This is a genomic window from Nautilia lithotrophica (genome assembly GCF_054656815.1).
The window spans coordinates 1-21,007 of sequence record NZ_BAAHXN010000005.1; the positions used below are offsets into that span (position 1 = coordinate 1).

Annotated in this window: 28 protein-coding genes; 16 read left to right on the forward strand and 12 right to left on the reverse strand. The window is 33.9% G+C overall.

The genetic code is table 11. The annotated features are described in order from the left end of the window. The first annotated feature begins 304 nt into the window (after window positions 1-304). Window positions 305-1,039 carry a DUF3108 domain-containing protein gene (locus tag ACYQ19_RS08620; protein WP_459979022.1) on the forward strand — a complete coding sequence of 245 codons (735 nt, stop codon included), beginning with the start codon at window positions 305-307 and terminating at the stop codon, window positions 1,037-1,039. On the opposite strand, the gene ACYQ19_RS08625 is transcribed toward ACYQ19_RS08620, so the two are convergent. The 3 genes from ACYQ19_RS08625 to ACYQ19_RS08635 are packed head-to-tail and all read right to left on the reverse strand — an operon-like array spanning window position 1,023 to window position 3,086. Beyond that, complete coding sequence (locus tag ACYQ19_RS08625; protein ID WP_459979023.1) at window positions 1,023-2,357, reverse strand: acetyl-CoA carboxylase biotin carboxylase subunit; 1,335 nt, start codon at window positions 2,355-2,357, stop codon at window positions 1,023-1,025. The genes ACYQ19_RS08620 and ACYQ19_RS08625 overlap by 17 nt on opposite strands. Continuing rightward, entirely contained in the window at window positions 2,358-2,819 is a 462-nt protein-coding gene (gene accB, locus ACYQ19_RS08630) for an acetyl-CoA carboxylase biotin carboxyl carrier protein (protein ID WP_459979024.1), read from the reverse strand. A gap of 9 nt (window positions 2,820-2,828) precedes the next feature. Beyond that, window positions 2,829-3,086 carry a hypothetical protein gene (locus ACYQ19_RS08635; RefSeq protein ID WP_459979025.1) on the reverse strand — a complete coding sequence of 86 codons (258 nt, stop codon included), beginning with the start codon at window positions 3,084-3,086 and terminating at the stop codon, window positions 2,829-2,831. 115 nt (window positions 3,087-3,201) lie between these two features. Here ACYQ19_RS08635 and dcd point away from each other — a divergent pair, with 115 nt between their 5' ends. The 11 genes from dcd (at window position 3,202) to ribE (ending at window position 10,686) form a co-directional block, all read left to right on the forward strand. Further along, on the forward strand, window positions 3,202-3,762 hold the full coding sequence (gene dcd, locus ACYQ19_RS08640) for a dCTP deaminase (RefSeq protein WP_459979026.1): 561 nt from the start codon (window positions 3,202-3,204) through the stop codon (window positions 3,760-3,762). Continuing rightward, complete coding sequence (gene pyrF / locus ACYQ19_RS08645; RefSeq protein WP_459979027.1) at window positions 3,759-4,451, forward strand: orotidine-5'-phosphate decarboxylase; 693 nt, start codon at window positions 3,759-3,761, stop codon at window positions 4,449-4,451. The genes dcd and pyrF overlap by 4 nt, the downstream gene beginning before the upstream one ends. After that, the gene (locus ACYQ19_RS08650; protein ID WP_459979028.1) at window positions 4,451-5,185 is read left to right on the forward strand and encodes a thioredoxin fold domain-containing protein; all 735 of its coding nucleotides are present in this window, start codon (window positions 4,451-4,453) and stop codon (window positions 5,183-5,185) included. The genes pyrF and ACYQ19_RS08650 overlap by 1 nt, the downstream gene beginning before the upstream one ends. Continuing rightward, window positions 5,182-5,871, forward strand: a complete 690-nt coding sequence (locus ACYQ19_RS08655; protein ID WP_459979029.1) for an FIG domain-containing protein — start codon at window positions 5,182-5,184, stop codon at window positions 5,869-5,871. Before ACYQ19_RS08650 ends, ACYQ19_RS08655 begins: the two co-directional genes overlap by 4 nt. A 2-nt stretch (window positions 5,872-5,873) precedes the next feature. Next, window positions 5,874-6,722: an acetyl-CoA carboxylase, carboxyltransferase subunit beta gene (gene accD, locus ACYQ19_RS08660; RefSeq protein ID WP_459979030.1), complete on the forward strand. Its 849-nt coding sequence runs from the start codon at window positions 5,874-5,876 to the stop codon at window positions 6,720-6,722. 84 nt (window positions 6,723-6,806) lie between these two features. Next, window positions 6,807-7,502: a thiamine phosphate synthase gene (locus ACYQ19_RS08665; protein WP_459979031.1), complete on the forward strand. Its 696-nt coding sequence runs from the start codon at window positions 6,807-6,809 to the stop codon at window positions 7,500-7,502. Further along, a complete protein-coding gene (locus ACYQ19_RS08670; RefSeq protein WP_459979032.1) occupies window positions 7,448-7,879 on the forward strand; it encodes a 23S rRNA (pseudouridine(1915)-N(3))-methyltransferase RlmH in 432 nt (143 codons plus the stop codon). Before ACYQ19_RS08665 ends, ACYQ19_RS08670 begins: the two co-directional genes overlap by 55 nt. A 15-nt stretch (window positions 7,880-7,894) precedes the next feature. Beyond that, entirely contained in the window at window positions 7,895-8,242 is a 348-nt protein-coding gene (dksA, locus tag ACYQ19_RS08675) for an RNA polymerase-binding protein DksA (protein WP_459979033.1), read from the forward strand. Between the two features lie 6 nt (window positions 8,243-8,248). Then, window positions 8,249-9,172 (forward strand): hypothetical protein, encoded by a 924-nt coding sequence (locus ACYQ19_RS08680; protein ID WP_459979034.1) that lies wholly within the window; start codon window positions 8,249-8,251, stop codon window positions 9,170-9,172. Further along, entirely contained in the window at window positions 9,147-10,088 is a 942-nt protein-coding gene (locus tag ACYQ19_RS08685; RefSeq protein WP_459979035.1) for a tRNA dihydrouridine synthase, read from the forward strand. Before ACYQ19_RS08680 ends, ACYQ19_RS08685 begins: the two co-directional genes overlap by 26 nt. Further along, complete coding sequence (ribE, locus tag ACYQ19_RS08690; protein ID WP_459979036.1) at window positions 10,081-10,686, forward strand: riboflavin synthase; 606 nt, start codon at window positions 10,081-10,083, stop codon at window positions 10,684-10,686. The genes ACYQ19_RS08685 and ribE overlap by 8 nt, the downstream gene beginning before the upstream one ends. 218 nt (window positions 10,687-10,904) lie before the next feature. Here ribE and ACYQ19_RS08695 read toward each other — a convergent pair whose 3' ends face one another. Beyond that, on the reverse strand, window positions 10,905-11,300 hold the full coding sequence (locus ACYQ19_RS08695; RefSeq protein WP_459979037.1) for a hypothetical protein: 396 nt from the start codon (window positions 11,298-11,300) through the stop codon (window positions 10,905-10,907). A gap of 135 nt (window positions 11,301-11,435) precedes the next feature. On the opposite strand from ACYQ19_RS08695, the gene ACYQ19_RS08700 reads away from it, so the two are divergent. Next, window positions 11,436-12,821 carry a DegQ family serine endoprotease gene (locus ACYQ19_RS08700; protein WP_459979038.1) on the forward strand — a complete coding sequence of 462 codons (1,386 nt, stop codon included), beginning with the start codon at window positions 11,436-11,438 and terminating at the stop codon, window positions 12,819-12,821. An 8-nt stretch (window positions 12,822-12,829) separates the two neighbouring features. After that, the gene (locus tag ACYQ19_RS08705; protein WP_459979039.1) at window positions 12,830-13,528 is read left to right on the forward strand and encodes a YaaA family protein; all 699 of its coding nucleotides are present in this window, start codon (window positions 12,830-12,832) and stop codon (window positions 13,526-13,528) included. On the opposite strand, the gene ACYQ19_RS08710 is transcribed toward ACYQ19_RS08705, so the two are convergent. The 8 genes from ACYQ19_RS08710 to ACYQ19_RS08745 all read right to left on the reverse strand — a co-directional run bounded on the left by ACYQ19_RS08710 (window position 13,525) and on the right by ACYQ19_RS08745 (window position 19,766). Beyond that, window positions 13,525-14,070, reverse strand: coding sequence for a hypothetical protein (locus ACYQ19_RS08710; RefSeq protein WP_459979040.1), 546 nt, complete (start codon window positions 14,068-14,070; stop codon window positions 13,525-13,527). The genes ACYQ19_RS08705 and ACYQ19_RS08710 overlap by 4 nt on opposite strands. 2 nt (window positions 14,071-14,072) lie before the next feature. Next, complete coding sequence (locus ACYQ19_RS08715) at window positions 14,073-14,852, reverse strand: rod shape-determining protein MreC (RefSeq protein WP_459979041.1); 780 nt, start codon at window positions 14,850-14,852, stop codon at window positions 14,073-14,075. Further along, complete coding sequence (locus ACYQ19_RS08720) at window positions 14,845-15,870, reverse strand: rod shape-determining protein (protein ID WP_459979042.1); 1,026 nt, start codon at window positions 15,868-15,870, stop codon at window positions 14,845-14,847. The genes ACYQ19_RS08715 and ACYQ19_RS08720 overlap by 8 nt, the downstream gene beginning before the upstream one ends. Beyond that, complete coding sequence (gene clpX, locus ACYQ19_RS08725) at window positions 15,860-17,083, reverse strand: ATP-dependent Clp protease ATP-binding subunit ClpX (protein ID WP_459979043.1); 1,224 nt, start codon at window positions 17,081-17,083, stop codon at window positions 15,860-15,862. Before clpX ends, ACYQ19_RS08720 begins: the two co-directional genes overlap by 11 nt. After that, the gene (gene lpxA, locus ACYQ19_RS08730) at window positions 17,067-17,831 is read right to left on the reverse strand and encodes an acyl-ACP--UDP-N-acetylglucosamine O-acyltransferase (RefSeq protein ID WP_459979044.1); all 765 of its coding nucleotides are present in this window, start codon (window positions 17,829-17,831) and stop codon (window positions 17,067-17,069) included. The genes clpX and lpxA overlap by 17 nt, the downstream gene beginning before the upstream one ends. Window positions 17,832-17,924: 93 nt before the next feature. Next, the gene (fabZ, locus tag ACYQ19_RS08735) at window positions 17,925-18,365 is read right to left on the reverse strand and encodes a 3-hydroxyacyl-ACP dehydratase FabZ (RefSeq protein ID WP_459979045.1); all 441 of its coding nucleotides are present in this window, start codon (window positions 18,363-18,365) and stop codon (window positions 17,925-17,927) included. A gap of 16 nt (window positions 18,366-18,381) precedes the next feature. Beyond that, window positions 18,382-19,509 carry an epoxyqueuosine reductase QueH gene (locus ACYQ19_RS08740; protein ID WP_459979047.1) on the reverse strand — a complete coding sequence of 376 codons (1,128 nt, stop codon included), beginning with the start codon at window positions 19,507-19,509 and terminating at the stop codon, window positions 18,382-18,384. A gap of 38 nt (window positions 19,510-19,547) precedes the next feature. Then, entirely contained in the window at window positions 19,548-19,766 is a 219-nt protein-coding gene (locus tag ACYQ19_RS08745; protein ID WP_459979048.1) for a hypothetical protein, read from the reverse strand. Between the two features lie 94 nt (window positions 19,767-19,860). Here ACYQ19_RS08745 and ACYQ19_RS08750 point away from each other — a divergent pair, with 94 nt between their 5' ends. Together ACYQ19_RS08750 and coaE are read left to right on the forward strand one after the other, a co-directional pair. Beyond that, window positions 19,861-20,361 carry a class I SAM-dependent methyltransferase gene (locus tag ACYQ19_RS08750; protein WP_459979049.1) on the forward strand — a complete coding sequence of 167 codons (501 nt, stop codon included), beginning with the start codon at window positions 19,861-19,863 and terminating at the stop codon, window positions 20,359-20,361. A 14-nt stretch (window positions 20,362-20,375) separates the two neighbouring features. Further along, window positions 20,376-20,945 carry a dephospho-CoA kinase gene (coaE, locus tag ACYQ19_RS08755; RefSeq protein ID WP_459979050.1) on the forward strand — a complete coding sequence of 190 codons (570 nt, stop codon included), beginning with the start codon at window positions 20,376-20,378 and terminating at the stop codon, window positions 20,943-20,945. Window positions 20,946-21,007: the final 62 nt, after the last annotated feature.

Sequence of the window (21,007 nt, forward strand, 5' to 3'; positions counted from 1 at the left end):
ATTGAAGTTATTGAAGTTATTGAAGTTATTGAAGTTATTGAAGTTATTGAAGTTATTGAAGTAAATTGGTATATTAGGATATTTGTGTATTAGTTATTAAAGTTTTTAAAGTTGTTAGGGTTACTTTGGCGGTTTGTGTCTGCCGCTGTTAATTCCCAATTATTTCTCTACTCCAAATAAAATCTACCGATTTTTTTGGGACCCCGTTTTTTCTGCCCCATAAAATCTACCGATTTTTTGGGGACCCCGTTTTTTTAATTTTCATTGTTTAGTATTGTGTTATAATTAATAAAAAAGGTTTTAAATGAGGGTATTTTTACTTTTTATTTTAGCGCTATTTTTAAACGCAAAAACAATGATAGCAAGTTATTACGCAAAATATGGGATTTTCGGAACTATTGCAGAAGCAAACGCAATATACGAAACAAATGGAACAAATTATAAAATATTTACAGAAAGCAAGGCCCTGGGACTTGCCGCTACACTTTCAAAACATATGATTCAGACTTATTCAAGTATAGGTGTGATTAAAAACAATATCCTGATTCCCAATGCATATATATCCACAAGGAAAAAAGGTGATGATTTTTACAAAAGAATATATCTTTTTGACCATAAAAACAAAAAAATAATCCGTCTTAAATACAAAAATGGAAAACTTGAAGCAAACGAAACCATGCCTTATTATACCCCTGATGACGTGCTTAGTCTATATTTTAACCTCCCTACTTACTTAAAACGACTTCCTAAAAAAGAAATTTATACATTCTATGCATTAGGCGGTAGAAAAAGTGATGGAAAAGTTGATGTAACCTTTCCAAAAGGCAGGGAACTTGAAAAAGTAAAAGATACTTTTGACAACGCAAAAGGCGTATATATAAAAGCAAATTTATACAACAAAGTGTTTGCAGGTGACAAAGGTATCTTATATTTGGTAATTGATCCAAAGAATTGGGTAACCATTAAAGGAATGGTTAAAAATGTTTTAAAAATAGGGGATTTAAAAGGAGGAATTAAAAATTTTAAACTAATCCCTTAGTTTCCAGATATTTTGTATCGTAATTATTGTTTATGAAATCTTCGTTTTCAAGCATTTTAAGATGGAAAGGTATTGATGTTTTGATTCCGCTAACCTGAAATTCTTTAAGCGCTTCTTTCATTACATTGATAGCTTCATTTCTGTCTTTACCCCAAGTAATTACCTTAGCAATTAAACTATCATAATACTGAGGGATTACATATCCTGCATATACATGAGTATCAACTCTTACATCTTTACCACCAGGGATATAAAGTTTTTGAATTTTTCCTGGACTTGGAATGAATTTTTCAGGATCTTCCGCTAAGATTCTGCACTCAATCGCATGCCCTTTGATTTCCACTTCATTTTGAGAAGGTATTTTTTCACCTTCCTCAACTCTTAACATCCATTCTACAAGGTCTATTCCTGTAACCATTTCACTTACAGGATGCTCAACCTGAAGTCTTGTATTCATTTCCATAAAATAAAAGTTAAGATTTTTATCCACTAAAAACTCAATTGTTCCGGCACTATAATAACCAATAGCTTTTGCGGCTTTTACTGCAGTTTCATGCAGTTTTTTTCTTGTTTCTTCATCTAAAATATTTGCGGGTGATTCTTCTATAAGTTTTTGATGTCTTCTCTGAAGAGAACAATCCCTTTCACCCAGATGTATTACGTTTCCGTGTTTATCCCCTAAAATCTGCACCTCAACATGACGAGGTTTTTCAATATATTTTTCCATATAAATGGTAGGGTCCCCAAATGCGCTTTCAGCCTCACTTGATGCAGCAAGAAATGCGTTTTCGATGTAACTTTCATCCTCAACAACCCTCATTCCTCTACCGCCTCCACCACTTGCGGCTTTAAGGATTACCGGATATCCGATCTCACTCGCCACTTTTTTGGCTTCTTCAACAGAACTTATAGCACCTTCGCTTCCCGGAATTACAGGCACGCCTGCTTTTTTCATAACTTCTTTGGCTTTGGATTTATCGGCCATCAGTTCCATAACTTCAAGAGAAGGTCCTATAAAGGCGATATTGTGTGCTTTACAAACTTCAACAAATGTCTGGTTTTCACTTAAAAACCCGTATCCCGGAAATATTGCGTCACATTCTGTCATTTCGGCAGCGGTTATAATTGCAGGGATATTGAGATAACTTTCGTTACTTCTTTCCGGTCCTACACATACGGCACCATCCGCAAATTTAAGATATATAGCATCCTTATCGGCTTTTGAATATACACAAACAGCTTCTTTATTTAATTTATGAATAGCCCTGATTGCCCTAAGGGCAATTTCCCCTCTGTTTGCTATTAAAATTCTTTTCATTTATACCCTTTTAACCCTAAAAAGAGGGGTATCGAATTCCACTGGTTGCCCATCTTCAACAAGAACTTCCAATATTTCACAATCAAATTCGGCTTCAAGTTCATTCATTATTTTCATAGCTTCAATAATGCAAAGAGTTTGACCTTTTTTAACCTTGTCCCCAACTTTTACATATGGTGGTGAATCTGGACTAGGTGCTTGATAAAAAGTTCCAACCATTGGTGATGTAATAAGCTCACCTTCCATACACTCAACACTACTTTCGGTGCTTTGTGTATTAGCTGGTGCTGGTGCTGGTTGTGCAGCTTGGACTGGTTGAGGGACTACGTTTTGAGCAACATTTTGCACCTGTGTTGCAGATTTATCCAAATAAATTCTAAATTCTTCATTTTCATACTCTAATATGTTGGCCGTTGATTTATCAAATGCTTCAAGAAGCTTTTTAATTTCTCTTAAATCCATTTATACTCCTTATTTCTTTAGTTTATCTAAACATTCGTTTACAGCAAAACTAATTACTTCTTTTGCCTTTTGCTTATCTTGCAAAGCGGTAATAAATTCATTTAATGTATATTTATTTTCTATTGCATTTAATGTGCAGATACAATAGTTTTCCATGTCTTTATTATTTCCTATGCATCCTTTTAAATAATTATATTCTGCTACCATTGGATATCTAGCAGCAAAAAGCATGCCTGCTACACTTAATAAAACTAATATCTTTTTCATTTATTCTCCTTTAGTATTTTAAAATAATAACATAAATTTGATACAATTTTAAATAATTGTAATGCTGAAATTATGGTGATATAGCAACTATAAAACTATTAAACAAAGGAAAAATATGGGTGTTAAATCCGATATATGGATTAGAAACATGGCTAAAAATTTTGATATGATATCCCCTTTTGAAGAAAAACAGGTTAGAAAAGGAATTATAAGTTACGGGGTAAGTTCATATGGATATGATATTAGGGTCAGTGACGAATTTATGGTATTTACAAACATCAATTCCACGGTTGTAGATCCTAAAAATTTTGACGAAAGAAATGTGGTAAACATAAAAGGCGACTGCATTATTCCCCCAAATTCATTTGCTCTTTGCAGAAGTGTGGAATATTTTAAAATGCCAAGAGACGTGCTTGCTATTTGCGTTGGCAAAAGCACATACGCTAGATGCGGCATAATCGTAAACGTAACTCCGATAGAACCTGAATGGGAAGGACACATAACGATAGAAATAAGTAACACAACACCTCTTCCGGCAAAAATTTATGCAAATGAGGGTATCGCACAGCTTATTTTCTTAGGCGCTGATGATAACATATGCGAAACAAGCTATGCGGACAAAAGCGGAAAATACCACGGACAAAAAGGAATAACATTACCTAAGGTAGACAAATGAAACTTTGTATTGCATTAGACAATCCGTCAAAAAAAGAAAATCTGAAACTCGCAAATGAATTAAAAGAATATGCAAAAGACTTATGGCTTAAAATAGGTTTTAGAAGTTATATTAGAGACGGAAATGAATTTATAAAAGAATTAAAGTTAATGGGTTATAATGTTTTTCTGGATCTGAAACTTTACGATATCCCAAACACTATGGCAGATGCGGCAGAAGAAATAGCAAATCTGGAAGTAGATATGTTTAATGTCCATGCAAGTGCCGGTATAAAAGCATTGCAACAGGTTATGAAAAGAATTGAAAAATATGAAAAAAGACCTTTAGTGCTTGCCGTTACGGCTCTTACCAGTTTTACTGATGAAGAGTTTAAAAAAATTTATGGTGAAAGTATTGAAAAAAAAGCAAAAGAATTCGCAAAACTCTCACACGAAGCGGGGCTTGATGGTGTAGTGTGTTCAGCGTTTGAGAGTAAAATGATTAAAGAAATAACCAATGAAAATTTTATTACCTTAACACCCGGAATAAGACCTTTTGGAGAAAATGCAGGGGACCAGGCAAGAGTTGCTGATATTAATCTAGCAAAAGAACAAAAAGTAGATTTTATAGTTGTAGGAAGACCGATATATAAAGATGAAAACCCAAAAGCAAAAGTTGAAAAAATATTAAATAAAATCAAGGAGATTTAATGAAAAAAATTATTTTAAGTTTAAGTATTGCAGCAAGTTTATTTGCAAGTGACAAATTACTTTCTCAAAAAGAACTAAACGAAGTTTTAAAAGCAAGTTTAATATATCCAAAACTATCACAAGACATCAAAAAAGGAATAGTTAAAGTAAGAGGCGTATTTAAAGACGGATTTTATATTATAAATATCAAAACGCCAAGAGGAGCGGGAAATATATATATTACAAAAGACAAAAAATACACAATACTCGGAAACGTTCTAAACAATAAAAACGGAAATCCATTAACAGCAAACTTTCCGGTTAATAAAAAAATAGTTCAAGAAGGTGTAATTTTCACATTCGGAAAAGGTGATAAAGAAATATATTTAATAACAGACCCTGAATGTCCTTACTGCAGAATGATGGAAGCCAAAACAAAAGAAAACTTAGAAAAAAACTATAAAGTTCACGTAATTTTATTTCCTCTGTCATTCCACAAAAATGCAAAAGCTATGAGTTATTACATTTTAGCAGGTAAAAATGACGCGGAAAAAGCGAAAAGATTCAGAGAGGTGCTAAGTGGTAGCAATGCATGGAAAAATTACCATCCTTCAAAAGAGGAAAAAGCAAAATTTGATAAAATATTAAGTAATTCAAAAAAAGCGGTAGAAGAATTGGGTGCAAGAGGCACACCTAGCGTATATGACAAAGATTTCAACAAAATCAACTGGACTACATTGGGAGAGAAAAAATGAGTTTTATTGACGCTACATTATGTGCAAGTCTCAAAATTATAAGAGCTCTTCATGAAGAAGAAAATATTTTTGAAGAAAAAGGTATAGGTTTTGGCGGGGATAGAAGTCTTAATATTGACCTTATAGCTGAAAAAATATTTATAAAAGCTCTTAGTGATTACGGAAATATTTTAAGTGAAGAAGCAGGTTTTATAGACAACGGAAAAGATAAAAAGATAATAATAGACCCTATTGACGGAAGTTACAACGTTTCAAACCATATTCCTTATTTTGGATGCAGCGTATATCTTGAAAATGAAGCGGCCGTTGTTGTAAATTTAAGCAATGGTGATTACTTCATAAGAGATAAACACGGAAAAAAATTCGACAATCTTTTTAGAAAACCTTTTGCGGCCAATTACAGACACGATGTGATTATTTTTGAAAAAGCTTATAAAAATCCTGATATCGTTCAAAAATTAAGTAATCACTCTCTTAAATTCAGAGCGCCGGGCGCACTTAGTTTGTCTTTATGTTATGGAGAGTTTGCAAAAGCGGTTATTTACAAAGGTGAAATAAGAGAATTCGACATAGCAGCTGCAAAATTTTATAATAGTGAGTGTCATTGGCATTTTGAAGATGATTTAATTTTAATGAGTCCTAAAAAGCAAGATTTAGAGGAAGTTTTGAGTATAATAAAGGAATAAAAATGGGATTTAGCAACTTTTTAAAAAAATTTAAAAAACCTCAACCCACCAAACAGGAAAAAAGCACAACATGGATAAAATGTCCGGCTTGCGGTGCCATCAGTTTTTATAAAGAGGTTCAAAAGGAATTTAATACATGCCCTAAGTGTGAATATCATTTCAGAATGAGTGCACAGGATAGAATAAATCTGCTTGCAGATGAAGGCACTTTTGTGGAATTTGACAAAAATCTAGAACCAAATGACCCTTTAAACTTCGTTGATAAAAAAAGTTACAAAAAGAGGGTCGAGGAAAACTACAAAAAAACCGGAAGAAAATCATCCGTTATTAGCGGTGAATGTAAAATTAACGGCATTCCTACACAGCTTGTTGTATTTGACTTCGCATTTATGGGTGGAAGCCTTGGAAGCGTTGAAGGTGAAAAAATAGTAAGAGCCGTAAACAGGGCAATAGAAAAAAACCATGGTTTAGTGATCGTATCCACTTCAGGCGGGGCAAGGATGCAGGAGAGCACATTTTCTTTAATGCAGATGGCAAAAACGTCTGCGGCACTTGCCAGCCTTGCAGAACATAACCTGCCATATATTTCTGTTCTTACGGATCCTACATTCGGAGGGGTTAGTGCTTCATTTGCGTTTTTGGGTGATTTTATTATTGCAGAACCGGGTGCTATTATCGGATTTGCAGGACCTAGGGTTATTAAACAGACAATTGGAGAAGACCTTCCTGAAGGTTTCCAAAGAGCCGAATTCTTACTTGAACATGGTCTAATTGATATGGTAATCAAAAGAAATGAATTAAAAGACACTATCGGGAACTTATTAAAATATACATTAAAACAAGTTAGCTAATCCCTTTTCTTTCTTCACAACTTATCCACTTACCTACTTCACAACTTAATAACTTTTTACTATAATTCGCCAAAAAGGCAATATGTGGCTATATATGCTCTTCTGGACTGGGACACTTTAAAAAAATATGATGTTTCAATAAAAGATTTCTGTAAAACAGCAAAAGGCCTAAAAGCCAAAATACTACAATACAGAGATAAAAATTCACCATTGGAAGAAAAAAAAGAGCGTCTTTTTGAAATAAGAAAATACTGGAAAAAACCATTAATAATCAATGACACCATTGAACTGCTCCCTTACTGCGACGGAATTCATATAGGACAGGAAGACCTCAAAAAATTATGTGATACTTACAATTTGTCTGCTTTTGAAATAATATATGCCATAAAAAATGGAGAATGGAGAATGGAGAATGGAGAATTTAAAATTATTAAAAATAATTCCCGGTTTATGAATCAAAACTCTCAATTCTCAATTCTCAATTCTCAATTCATAATTGGTCTTTCCACCCACAACAAAGAAGAAATCCTTGAAGCAAACAAACTGCCGTTAAATTATATCGGACTTGGTGCATATCGCCCCACTAAGACTAAAAATACATCAAATATTATAGGAGAAAAAGTTATAGATTTAATAAAATTTTCTAATCATCCCGTCGCTGTTATCGGAGGCGTTAAAATTTATGATAAAATTCCGTCAAAATTTAAAGTGATAGGAAGCGATATATGCAGATTAACGTCTTCTCGATTGAGAAAAAAGAAGATTTTCAAAATGAAATAAAAGATTTTATAAAAAAGTCAAAACCTTTCGCTGATGTTAAAAACCACATTTTATACTCCAATAAACTTGCCAAATCAGAAAACCCGAAATCAGAGTATTCAAAAATATTTGCAAAATATGTTAATGACGGATATAACGTTATATTAACCCCTGAGGGGAAATTAATGGACTCTTACGAATTTGCAAATATTTTCGAGCACTCTAAAATTAATTTTTTTATAGCAGGTGCTTGGGGTTTTGATGATGAATTCAAAAAAAAGGGAATTAACATATCGCTAAGCCCTCTTACTATGAGCCATAAAATCGCAAAATTAGTTTTGTTCGAACAAATTTACAGGGGGTTAAGTATAAAAAACAATCACCCATACCACAAATAAGGAGAAGGAATGAATATGAAAAAGTATCACTTATACAAGGAAATGCTGCTGATGAGAAAGGCCGAACTTGAAAAAATATTAAGCAGTCTTTCAAACGAAATAAAAGATATAAACAAATGCGAAATAAACGATGAAGCGGATTTTGCTGCCGCAAGCATGGATAGCGGAAGAGATTATCAGATATATTTAAACCAAAAAAAAGAACTTGAAGAAATAAACGACGCACTTAAAAAAATAGATGAAGGCACATACGGAATTTGTGAAATGTGTGAAGACCCTATTCAGGAAGCAAGACTTAAAATTAAACCATATGCAAAATATTGTATAATATGTAGAGAAATAATCGAAAAAGAAGGAAAATAACATAAAATGAAAAAATATACTCTTTTTAGCATAATTTTAATCGCATTAATTACTTTATTAGTATATATGGAAGAAAATAGTGTAACAACATTCAGTCTGCTTGGAATAAACATTACACTACCAAATGCAGTTTGGACTGCAATATTTTTGGGTATATTTTTTCTTTTTTCAATTATATTTTTCGGTGTTCTGAATATAAAAGAATATTTTTATAAAAAAAACATACAAAAAGATATTGAAATTTTAATAACAAATATTAAAAACAGAATTCTTTTCAAAGAGCCTCTAAAAAAAGAGGTAAAAATCCTAAAAAACTGCAACAATTTCGTAAATAACATAAACGGGCTTGAAATAAAACCCAAAAAATGTGAAAGATTTGAGTTTTTAGAAGATATAGAAAAACTTATAAACGGGGAAGTAATAGAAATTAGTAAATATAAATTAAATGAAGATAATCCGTGGTTTATCCAAAATATAAAAAACAGACTCAAAAAAGATGAAAACTTTGCAAAAGAGGTTTTAAAAAAATACAAAAATGAAGAGCTGAAAAAACTGGCATTTAAGATTTATGCAAAAAACGCAAGTATAAATGAGATTTTAAAATATGACTATGAAATTGACGTTGAAACAATTAAAGCACATTTAAAAGACCCTGACGTAAAATTATTATTTGAAAAAGCCTCTTTAACACCTAAAGAAGAGATTGAAATAGCAAAAAGCATTCATCAAACACTTGATCCTGACAGAGAATTTGAAATAGTAGAACCCCTTAAATGGGCAAGTGCGTATTTAGCGTTAAAATACGAACACATAGAAAAAGCTAAAGAAATAATTGAAGAAAACGAGCTTAAATTTTTTGAATATTTCTTAAAACTCAGAGAAGCGGGTGTGAGGGCGGATATTGATGAATATATCGATTCTGAAATCTAATCCCCCCTATTTCTTTTTAGCTCCCCTGGCCGGTTATACCGATTTACCTTTTAGAAGCGTTGTAAAAAAATTCGGATGCGATATGACATTCAGTGAAATGATAAACGTAAACGCCGTTGCTTATCATAATGAAAAGACAAAAAAAATGATGGAAAAATCTCCTCTTGAAACACCTTATTTTGTGCAAATTGCAGCAAACAACATAGAAAACGCCATTAAAGCCGTAGAAATTATAAATGAAATCGAATGGATAGACGGAATAGACATAAATTTAGGCTGTCCCGTAAACAAAGCAAGACGCAGCGGTTTTGGAGGCGTGCTTCTTAAAGATGAAAACAGGGATTTTTTAAAAGAAGTTGTTGGTGCCATTGTCAAAACATCAAAAAAACCGGTAAGTGCAAAAATGCGTATAGGATTTGACAAGAGTGTCGTGGAAGACAGGGCTAAACTGCTTGAAGATTTAGGCGTAAAGTTTTTAACGATACACGGAAGAAGCGTTAAACAGATGTATAAAGGCAAAGCCGATTATGACGAAATAAAAAAAGGCGTAAAAGCGGTAAACATCCCCGTAATAGCAAACGGCGACATTACTGATTATGAAAAAGCGAAATTTGTCATTGAATATACCGGGGCAGCCGGAGTGTCAATCGGAAGGGGGGCTGTCGGAAAACCTTGGATTTTTCTTGAAATGAAACAACAAGGTGCCATAACCCCTAATCAAAAAAAAGAAGTAATACTTGAACATTTCAACCAAATGGTTTACTGGTATGGTGAATATGGGGTAATATTATTCAGAAAGCATGCACATGCATACTCAAAAGGTATTGCAAAAGCAAGTGAATTCAGAAGCAAAATGAATGAAGTAAAAGACCCTGAGACTGCAAGAAAACTTATTGAGGAATATTTCAATGTTTAACGGACTTATAAGGGAAACGGCAAAAATAAAAAGTTTTGGAAACAATAAATTAAGAATTTTGGCAAAATACAGACCCAAAATAGGTGATAGCATTGCAATAAACGGCGTGTGTCTTACAGCCACAAAAATATATCCGGACGGATTTGAAGTAGAACTTTCGCCTGAAACCCAAAAAATAGTCCCTCTTGAAAACTATCAAGCCGGAAAAGAGGTGCATATAGAACCGGCCCTCAGATTTGGTGACAGAATTGACGGACATCTAATTCAAGGACATGTGGATGCAATTGGTGAAATACTTGAAATCAAAAAAAACGCCAATTCTTACGATGTAATCATAAAAACCGACCCTAAAATAATGAAATACATCGCCCCAAAAGGCTCGATTGCAATAGACGGCGTCAGTCTGACCGTCAATGAAGTCTTCAGTGACAGATTCAGACTTACCATTATCCCCCATACTTTTGAAAACACTCTTTTTAAAACATATAAACTTCCCCAAAAAGTAAACATTGAAACAGATATGTTCGCAAGATATATCTATCATATGCTTAAACATTCTCCCGATGATATCAATGAAAAAATTCTTGCTTGGTGGTGATAATCAAGTTATGGAAGTTAGTTAAAGTTATTGATGTTAGTTATGGTTATAAAAGTTAGTTAAGGTTGTTGTGGTTAGTTAAAGTTGTTTAACTTTTATTATTGAAAAACCCTAATTACCAATATACCAACTACTAATACACTAATAACAAATATACTATTTAACTAATTAAAAACTTAACCAACTTTAACAACTCAATGACCCTAAAAAACCCTTCCTTATTTTAAATTTTTCAAAAACTGCTTGGCTTCATCCAAATCCATAAGGGGTATAAGTTCGCCCTCTTTTACGTAATACCACTCCCTTTTATCTATTTTTCTGCCAGTAGTTAGCCTTGTCTCAAGCACGTCATTTTCGAAAATCTCCACATCCCAGTCTTCTTTATAAGATTTGCTTTTTTTGCACCACTCTTTTCCGTTTGAGTGTATAAAATCCCTTTCAATCTCATCACCTGAAAGATATAGTTTAGCAACATAAGCAGGACCGAATTTAGGAATAAAACACCCGTTGGTTTTAAAATGAATCCATTTTCCTTCTCTTCTTTTAGCAAGTTCAACTTTTGCTTTTTCTATAATATCGATTAATTCTTCGTCAGTATATTTTGAAAAATCCATTCAAACTCTTTTTTATTCGAATGATATTAAAAAGATACAATTTTAAGCAAACTTTAAGAAATTTAATATTTTTAATCCATTTTTAACCCTGATGTTGTATACTGATAGCGGGAAATTAACTTTTAAGGAGTGGAAATGAAGAAATTAATTATGGCTGTAAGCGTTAGTGTAGCTTTAATGGCCGGAAATTTAAATTTAAAAGTGGATAATTCAGCTATTCAAAGAATAGCACCAAATCAAAACGGCCTTGTAATGTCATACTCTTCGGTAGTTCAGAAAGTAATTCCGAGTGTTGTAAACATTTCAACGGAAAAAATGGTTAAAACTAAAATACCGGAACAATTCAGAAAATTTTTTGAAGATCCTTTCTTTAAAAGATTTTTCGGACCTTTTGGAGAGATGCCAAAAGAGCCTAAAGAACACAAAGAATATGCACTCGGAAGCGGTGTGATTGTTACAAAAGACGGATATATAGTTACAAATAACCATGTAGTTTCAGGTGCTACCAAAATTATTGTAAAACTGCATGACGGAAGAAAATATACGGCAAAACTTATAGGAACGGATCCTAAAACGGATATTGCGATTATTAAAATAGACGCCAAAAATTTAAAACCGATAACAATTGCCGATTCAAGCAAAATAAAAGTGGGAGATATCGTCCTTGCAATAGGAAATCCGTTTGGACTTGGGGAAACGGTTACTCACGGAATAATAAGCGCTCTTAACAGAACGTCAATAGGGCTTAATGATTATGAAAATTTTATCCAGACAGACGCCGCAATCAATCCAGGAAACAGCGGGGGAGCACTTGTAGATCTTAAAGGAAGACTAATAGGTATCAATTCAGCAATTATAAGCAGAAGCGGTGGAAACAATGGTATAGGATTTGCAATTCCGAGTAATATGATGAAATTCGTAATCACATCACTTATCAAACACGGAAAAGTGGTAAGAGGATATTTAGGCGTAATGATAAGCAATATTGATTCAGGTAAAGCAAAACTTTACGGAATAGACCATGGTGTGCTTATCAATAAGGTAGAACCAAAAAGTGCGGCAGACGCGGCAGGGCTTAAACCTGGCGACATTATTGTGGCGGTAGACGGGGAAGAAGTTAAAAACGCAGGGGAACTCAGAAACAAAATAGCTTTCAAAGGACCGGACGCAAAAGTAAACATCAAAGTATACAGAAACGGAAAATATATTACTTTAACGGCAAAATTAAAAGCACTTAAAACCAAAGTGGAAACAATTGAGAGCATAAAGCTTCTTGAAGGAATAACACTTAAAGAAGACAAAAACCAAATCGTAATCGATAAAGTAGCACCAAATACATATCCTGCAATGGTTGGATTACAAAAAGGTGATATAATCCTAAGAATAAAAACAATTAAAACAGGAAAATGGATTGATGTAAAATCAATTGATGAATTAAAAGAGCAATTAAAAGATCTTGATAGAGGTGATGTTCTTCTTGAAATAAAAAGAGATAATTCAATCTTTATAATTCAGATGTAAGGAAATAAATGAAAATACTTTTAGCACCGAGCGAGAGAAAAACGTTAGGGGGAGAGAATCCCCCTATTTCAAAAGAGAGTTTCATCTTCCCAGAAATTTACGAAAAAAGAATAGAAGCCGTTAAAAAATACGACGAATTTTTAAAAACAACCGATGATATAAAAAATTTTGGAGATGATAAAACTTCCGTATTTAAAAGACCTACAAAAAAAGCAATACTCAGATACAGCGGGGTTGCATTTGATCATTTAAAATATAACGAACTTGATGAAGATTTCCAAAAATGGATAGATGAAAACGTATATATCTTTTCCAATCTTTTCGGAGTGATAAGCGCCGGAGATATGATTCCTCACTATACCTTAAAACAGGGGGCAAAACCCGGATTTGACATCTATTCATATCATCACAATCTATTTGCGCCAATACTTGAAAAAATCAATGAAAACGAGCCTTTTATAGATTTAAGGGCTAAATTTTATGAAAAAATATATAAACCAAAAAACGCAATTACTTTTAAATTTATAAAAAACGGCAAAGTGGTAAGTCATTTTGCAAAAGCTTACAGGGGAAAACTTACAGCAATTATCGCAAAACACAAACCAAAAACTTTGGAAGATGTGCTTAAAATTCCTTTTGAAGATATTAAAGTAATAGAAATTCAGGAAAAAAAGGGAGTTAAAGAGATAATTTGCGAGGTTGATTAAACGTCAAAATCATCCAATCCTTCAAAATCGTCAAACCCTCCCTCAAAATCATTATCTGCTATTTCATCTTCATAACTCTCAAAATATTCGCTCGTCATAACATCTTCATCAAGGTCCGCAGACACATCGTCAAGTTTAGCGTCAAGCTCTTCAAGCTTAGAATCTATCTCATCAAGTTTTGAATCTATTTCACTTAAATCGTTTTGCAAAACCTCGTTTATTTCACTACTATCCATTCCCAAACTCTCCCCCATCTGAACAGGAGAAACATTATGGTTAAAAAGCAGGTTATAAAGCCCCATCCCCGCCATTGCACCGGTTAAAGACCCTAAAAAGCTACTTCCAAAGCCACTTGATAAACTGCTTGAAGTCGAATTTGTCTGAGTTTGAGGTTTTACTTTGAGATCCTCGCTTGAAAACTTTTTTTCATCTTTTCCTTCAAGTTTTGCCACTCTTTTATCCAATTCATCAACTTTTTGAACAAGTTTTTCTAGAACAAGCCCCATTTTTTTAAGTGTATTTTCAATATTTTGAGTATCCATTACTACTCCTTTTTTTTAATTATATCTTTATTTTTAGTTTTTTGTAACTTTTGAAGAGGTGTTTCTACGACATAAAAAAATTCCGGATTCAAATCATTATAAAAAAGTCTGACTTTTGCTTCCTGATACAATTTTTTCTGTTTTATTTCGGTTATTTCACCTACCCTTGCACCCTGATAAAAAACGCCGTCAAGCCCGCTTGTTATCACCAAATCACCTATATTTATCTGTTTAAATTTCGGAATGTATTTTATTGTGTTTATTTTTCCGTAAAAAATTCCCGGAATTTTATCTTTTCCTATATATACCGTGTAAGAAGTTTTCTCATTAGAATTTAAAAGTGCCAAAGAGTAATTTGAATAGTGTTTAACAACAATACCGGCAGCCAGATTATTATAAACCAGTCCTCTAGGTGTTGTAAAAGGTTTGCTGTAATTTACATAAACCTGCGTAAAATCAGGAAGTTTTGCATAAGAAATCACCTGTGTAAAAACTACATTCGGAACATCCAGACTCTTAAAATATTTCAAATCTTTACATGTGGCGTATTTAACGGCAATTTTTTGTATTTCGTCTTTTAAAAATTTATTTTCTATAAGAAGTTTTTGAAGCGTGTCTTTTTGGTCTATATATTCTTCGTAAATCTCTTTCCATGTTGTTAAAAGGGAAGAAAAAGAACTTTTAAGAGCGTTTGCGCTCTCAAGTGTGTATTTTTTAATAACCGGAATCTGAAAAAACAACACTATTACAATAGTTAATATTAATAATAAGCGTCTACTCATCAAGCGTTGCTAAAATTTCTATTTCATCCAGGACTTTACCCGTTCCTTTCGCTACCGCCAAAAGAGGCTCTTCAGCAATATAAACCGGAAGCAGCACAAGATCGCTAAGATATTTATCAAGCCCTTTAAGAAGTGCACCACCACCTGTAAGCACTATTCCGTTTTCAACAATATCTCCGGCAAGATCGGCAGGCGTTTCTTCAAGAACCTGTTTAACGGCTTCGCCTATCTCTTTTACCGGTTCTTTAAGTGCTTCTCTTATATCTTCACTGGTAACCGTGATTGTTTCAAGAAGACCCGAAATTCTGTTTTTACCCTGAACTTGCATTTTAAGCTCTTCTTCGAGTTTAACCGCACTTCCGATTTCCATTTTAATCTCTTCGGCTACTCTTTCACCGATGATTAGGTTGTATTTTTTATTTATGTAATCGACGATGCTCCTGTCAAACTTATCACCAGCAACCCTGATCGACTTACTTACAACAAGTCCGCCTAAAGAAATAACGCCTATTTCGGTCGTTCCTCCTCCGATATCAATAACCATACTTCCCTGAGGTTCTTTTACTGGAAGTCCTGCACCAATTGCTGCAGCCATAGGCTCTTCAATCAGATATACTTCCCTAGCCCCTGCACTCATTGCAGATTCTTTTACGGCCTTTCTTTCAACCTGAGTAAGTCCGTAAGGAACGCATATAACAATTCTGGGTCTAATTAGACCTTTCCTGTTATGAACTTTTTGAATGAAATATCTTATCATTTCTTCCGTTACGCTGAAATCGGCAATTACCCCGTTTTTCATAGGACGGATGGCTACAATGTTTTTGGGCGTTTTACCCACCATCTCTTTTGCGGCTTTTCCGACGGCTAAAACTTTCTTTTTGTGTTTGTCGTCTTTAATAGCTACAACGCTTGGTTCGTTTATTACTATCCCTTTGCCTTTTACGCTAACAAGCGTATTGGCGGTCCCTAAATCTATTGCAAGGTCGTTACTGAAAAGTCCAAGTAATTTATTTAGCATTTTCTTCCTTTTTGATTAAAATAGGCTCGGCTTTGTTTTCAATTACATCTTTTGTAATAATAATTTTATATCCTCTATATTCCGGAAGGTTGAACATAATATCAACCATTGCTTCTTCTAAAATAGCCCTGAGTCCTCTGGCTCCGGTTCCTCTTTTAATTGCTTTATCGGCAATTGCTTCAAGGGCTTCCCTTTCAAATTCAAGTTCAACGTCGTCAAGTTTAAACAATGCCTGATATTGCTTAATAAGAGCGTCTTTAGGCTCTGTTAGAACCCTGATTAAATCATCCCTTCCGAGTTCCCTAAGAGTCGCAATTACCGGAAGCCTTCCTATAAGTTCCGGAATAAGGCCGTATTTGACTAAATCTTCCGGCTCTACAAGTGCAAAAATGTCGTCTTTTGTAAGTTTTTCTTTTGTTTTACCTAAAAATCCGACCGTAGCGCCTTCGAGTCTTTTTTGAATAATCTCTTCAAGCCCGTCAAACGCACCGCCGCAGATAAACAGGATATTTGAAGTGTCTATCTGAATAAATTCCTGATTAGGGTGTTTTCTTCCTCCCTGAGGCGGAACGTTAACAATTGATCCTTCTATAATTTTAAGCAGTGCCTGTTGAACACCCTCGCCGCTTACATCCCTTGTAATGGATCTGTTTTCGGAAAGTCTTGAGATTTTGTCTATTTCGTCTATAAACACAATACCTCTTTGGGCTTTTTCGATGTCATAATCGGCCGCCTGGATAAGTTTCAAAAGCACGTTTTCTACATCTTCTCCTACATATCCCGCTTCCGTTAACGAAGTGGCATCGGCTATTGCCAAAGGAACGTCAAGAAGTTTTGCAAGAGTTCTTGCTATAAGCGTTTTACCGCTTCCGGTAGGTCCTATCATAAGGATGTTTGATTTTTGAATTTCCACATCCGTTTTTGCACCAAAAAGTATTCTTTTATAGTGATTATATACTGCTACCGAAATAATTTTTTTGGCTCTTTCCTGCCCTATTACATACTCGTCCAAATGCGATTTTATCGCTTTTGGCGTTAAGAGTTTTATGTCTGCCGGTTTTTTATTCTCTTTTTTTTTGTTTTCGGCACCCATTATTATTTCATATGCGGTTAATACGCAGTTTTTACATATAAACGCCGCATCATCAGGCGCCGCCAATAGCGGATTGTCTTCTGTTTCAAGACTGCCGCAGAAACTACACTTTTCTATCATATGGTATTCCCCTTTTCGAATTTAATACGAATTCGCATAAATGTTTTACATATTCGTTATCTGTATTTTCAATTATCTCTTTTGCCGTGTCTTTAAGCGGTTTTCCGCTTTCAAACAGAGCTTTATACGCCTTTTTAATAGCATCTATATCACTTCTGTTTTCAAATCTTCTTCTAAGTCCCGTAAGATTAAGACCTCTTAGTTTAGCTCTGTTGCCTTCCGCTATTGTAAACGGCGGAATATCCTGTGCAACGGCGCTTGCACCGCCTATCATGGCATGTGCACCTATTTTTACAAACTGATGAATAGGCGTCATTCCTCCCACTACTACAAAATCTTCCAAAACCACATGTCCTGCAAGTGTTGCCGCGTTTGCCAAAATGCAGTTATTTCCTATGATTACGTCATGAGCCACATGGACATATCCCATTAAAAGATTGTTATCACCTATTTTAGTTACGGCCCCTCCGCCTTCGGTTCCGGGGTTAATAAGTGTAAATTCTCTGATTTTGTTGTTGTTTCCGATAATAAGTTCCGTTTTTTCCCCGTGATATTTCAAATCCTGCGGCTCGCTTCCAAGCACCGCGTGAGAATAAATATGATTATTATCCCCTATTGTCGTATATCCGGTAATAATTGTATACGGGTCAATTATATTATTATCACCTATTACTACGTTTTCGTCAATTATTACGCCTTCACCTATTTTGCAGTTTTTGCCTACTTTACCTTTTATAATCGCTTTCATTAATTCTCCATTCTCAATTCTCTATCTATACCCCAAAAAGTTTACCAACTTTTCGGGGACCCCTTTTTTAAATTCTCTATTCTTCATTTTTAATTATTTATCCATTATCATGGCTTTAAGCTCGGCTTCGCTTACCAGCTCTCCGTCCACATAAGCTTCACCTTTAAGCTGCCAGATTTTTCCTCTGTGTTTTATCGTAGAAACTTTATATACCAGTTTATCACCCGGAAGCACAGGTTTTCTGAATTTAGCTTTGTCAATACTCATAAAATATACCACTTTGTCGCTTAATTCTTCTTTACTCATAATTGTAAAAGGTAAAATCGCACCCGTTTGCGCCATACCTTCGATTATTAATACACCTGGATATATCGGATGTCCCGGAAAATGCCCCTGAAATACCTGGTTTGTAATGGAAATATTTAAATAACCTTCAACATATTCGCCTTCTTTAACTTCCGTAATTCTGTCAACCAATAAAAACGGATATCTGTGAGGAAGCATCTCTTGAATCTGATTAATATCATAAACCATATATTATCCTTTTTTATTAAAATTTTATCAAAATTTCTCTTACATCAGGATAAACTTTTGCTTCAATATCGACTTCATACTTTTCTTTAATCTCATCCACAACAATTATCGGCGACAAAGAGTATTTGGTATTGGTTATTTTTTCCCTAAACTCAATCTCTTCTTCAACACTTGGGGGATTTTTGATTATTTCTTTAACATTTTGGTATTTTTTATTTAAAATTTCATTAAATTTCGCAATTTCCACAAAAATTATCTGCATTCTGTTAAAATACCCGATCCCGTCTTTTACAAAATCAATTCTTCCTCTCGCAGGTCTTTGAAGATACGAATAAAACAGAATATAACTATCCACAATTTCCCACTTTGCATCTTTACCCCAAAAAGTCTCAGGACTTTTCGGGGACCCCTGATTTTCCATTTTCCATTTTACATTTCCTCGCAGCAGTCTGTAATTGAGGAAATTTTCTTTGATTATTTTATATTCTATACCTTTATCTTCATATTCAAGCCTCTTTTTATAAATCTCTAACCTTTCTTCTATGCTTGCAGGAAGCGTTTGTCCGGTTATGGGATTTAAAAGTTCATCTATTATTTCCTGATGCCGTTTTTGCTGCCAGATACCATAAATACAACCGCAATAATCCTGCCTATACATCTGAGTTTCTTTTGCAAACTGCTGCTGAGCCTGGGTTCCGCCTTTTTTTCGGTAATCGGGAGCGTAAAAATCAATGCCGTATTTTCTTTTTATAACTTTTCCGATTGAATTTAACTGCTCTTGTGATTTCATGGGTGACATTAAAAGAGATGTTGTTATTTTATTATCCCCCGTTTTTTGTGCAAACTTTGCGGTAGCTTCCAAAGAATGGTCAAAACATATAGAGCATCTAACACCCTTTTCCGGCTCGTTCTCTTTTCCCTTCACGGCGTTAAGCCAGCTTTCATAATCATATTCGCCTTCAACATATTCTATTCCGAGCTTCTTGCAAATCCTTTCGGTATCAAGAGAACGAAGTTTAAATTCGGAATAAGGATGAATATTAGGGTCATAAAAAAAACCGATTATTCTTTCATTAGGAAATTCTTCTTTTAATCTTTTTAAAAAATATCCGGCATCAACACTGCAGCAAAGATGGGCAACCATTAAATTAGCCTTTTTGTAAGATTATAACAAAAAAGCCCTCAGCTAACGCCAGGGCAAGAGAGTTCAACATAAATTTTAAATGTATCCTCTTCTTCATTTACAAAAAATCTGTGTTTTTTACAAAAATTTCCATTCATATAATTTGCAATTTTTAAAGATTCAAATTCGGCTTCTTCTTTTGTATCAAATGTTTTTGGAAACTCAAGATTACTATTTTTTATACATCCACACATTTTTTCTACATCGATTTTATACATTTTTACTCCTTTAAGATAATTTTTGTCCGAAATATATCAAATTTTTTTGCAATTTCAAATTTTTTTGATATATTAAGCCAAAAAAAGGATAATAATGACTCAAACTCAAAAAGAGATGATGGCTCTTGTAGGTGCATGCACACAGGAAGCCGGTGATAAATTTTTAGTTCCAAGCGAACTAAACGGGGAATTTAATAAAATTCTTACTAAAAAATTCGAAATTTTTAATGAAGACACTCAGGAAAAATATGATCTGATTATTGAAGAAAAACCGGGTGATTTAATAAAAATTTACGAAAAATTAAACGATAAAGGCATATATATTACAACAGCCTCTTCTTTGGAAGACAGAGATCTTTTTGCAAATCTCAGCAAACTTTTTTATATCGTAATGCCTTATTATTTCATTGAAGATAGCGGAGAAAGAAAAGCTTTGGTTTTTGCAAGCAAAGAGATTCATCCTACAGCCGACCTAATAAGACACAGAAGCGACTTCGTAGAAAACACCCATTATTACCATACGGATATTCATCTTGCAAGCTTCGTTCTGCCTAAATATATTTTTGAAAATATCAAAGACGTTATTAAATTATAAGTGAAAAGTGTAAAGTGAAAAGTGAAAAATTTTCTAATGCAATCGTATTAACAGGCGGCATAGGGACGGGCAAAAGCACCGTCGCCTCCTTTTTGAGGATGTTTGGTTATAAAATAATAGACGCCGATAAAATAAGCAAAGAGGTATTTGAAGAAAAAAAAGAAAAAATAAAAGAAATTTTCAAAACTACAGATAGGAAAAAACTAAGAGACATCGTATTTAACGATAAAGAAAAACTAAAAACACTCGAAAGCATCATTTTGCCGGAAGTTAGAAAAAGAGTAATAAACCTCGCCGAAAAATATGAAAAAGACGGCGTTAAATATTTTGTGGATCTGCCTTTGTATTTTGAAAAACAAAATTATCCCGAATTCAATAAAGTTTTAGTAATTTACGCCCCAAAAGAACTGCAGATAAAAAGGGTAATGCAAAGGGATTGCGTGAGTGAAGAGCAGGCCCTCTCAATTTTAAACAACCAGCTTGATATTGAGCTTAAAAAGCAAAAAGCCGACTACGTTATCGACAATTCAAAAGATTTAAAACACCTCCAAAAAGAGATAGAAAAATTTATAAAAGAGATATGAAAAAGTTATTAAAGTTAGTTAAGTTTTTAAAAGTTATTAAAGTTAGTTAAGTTTTTTAAGTT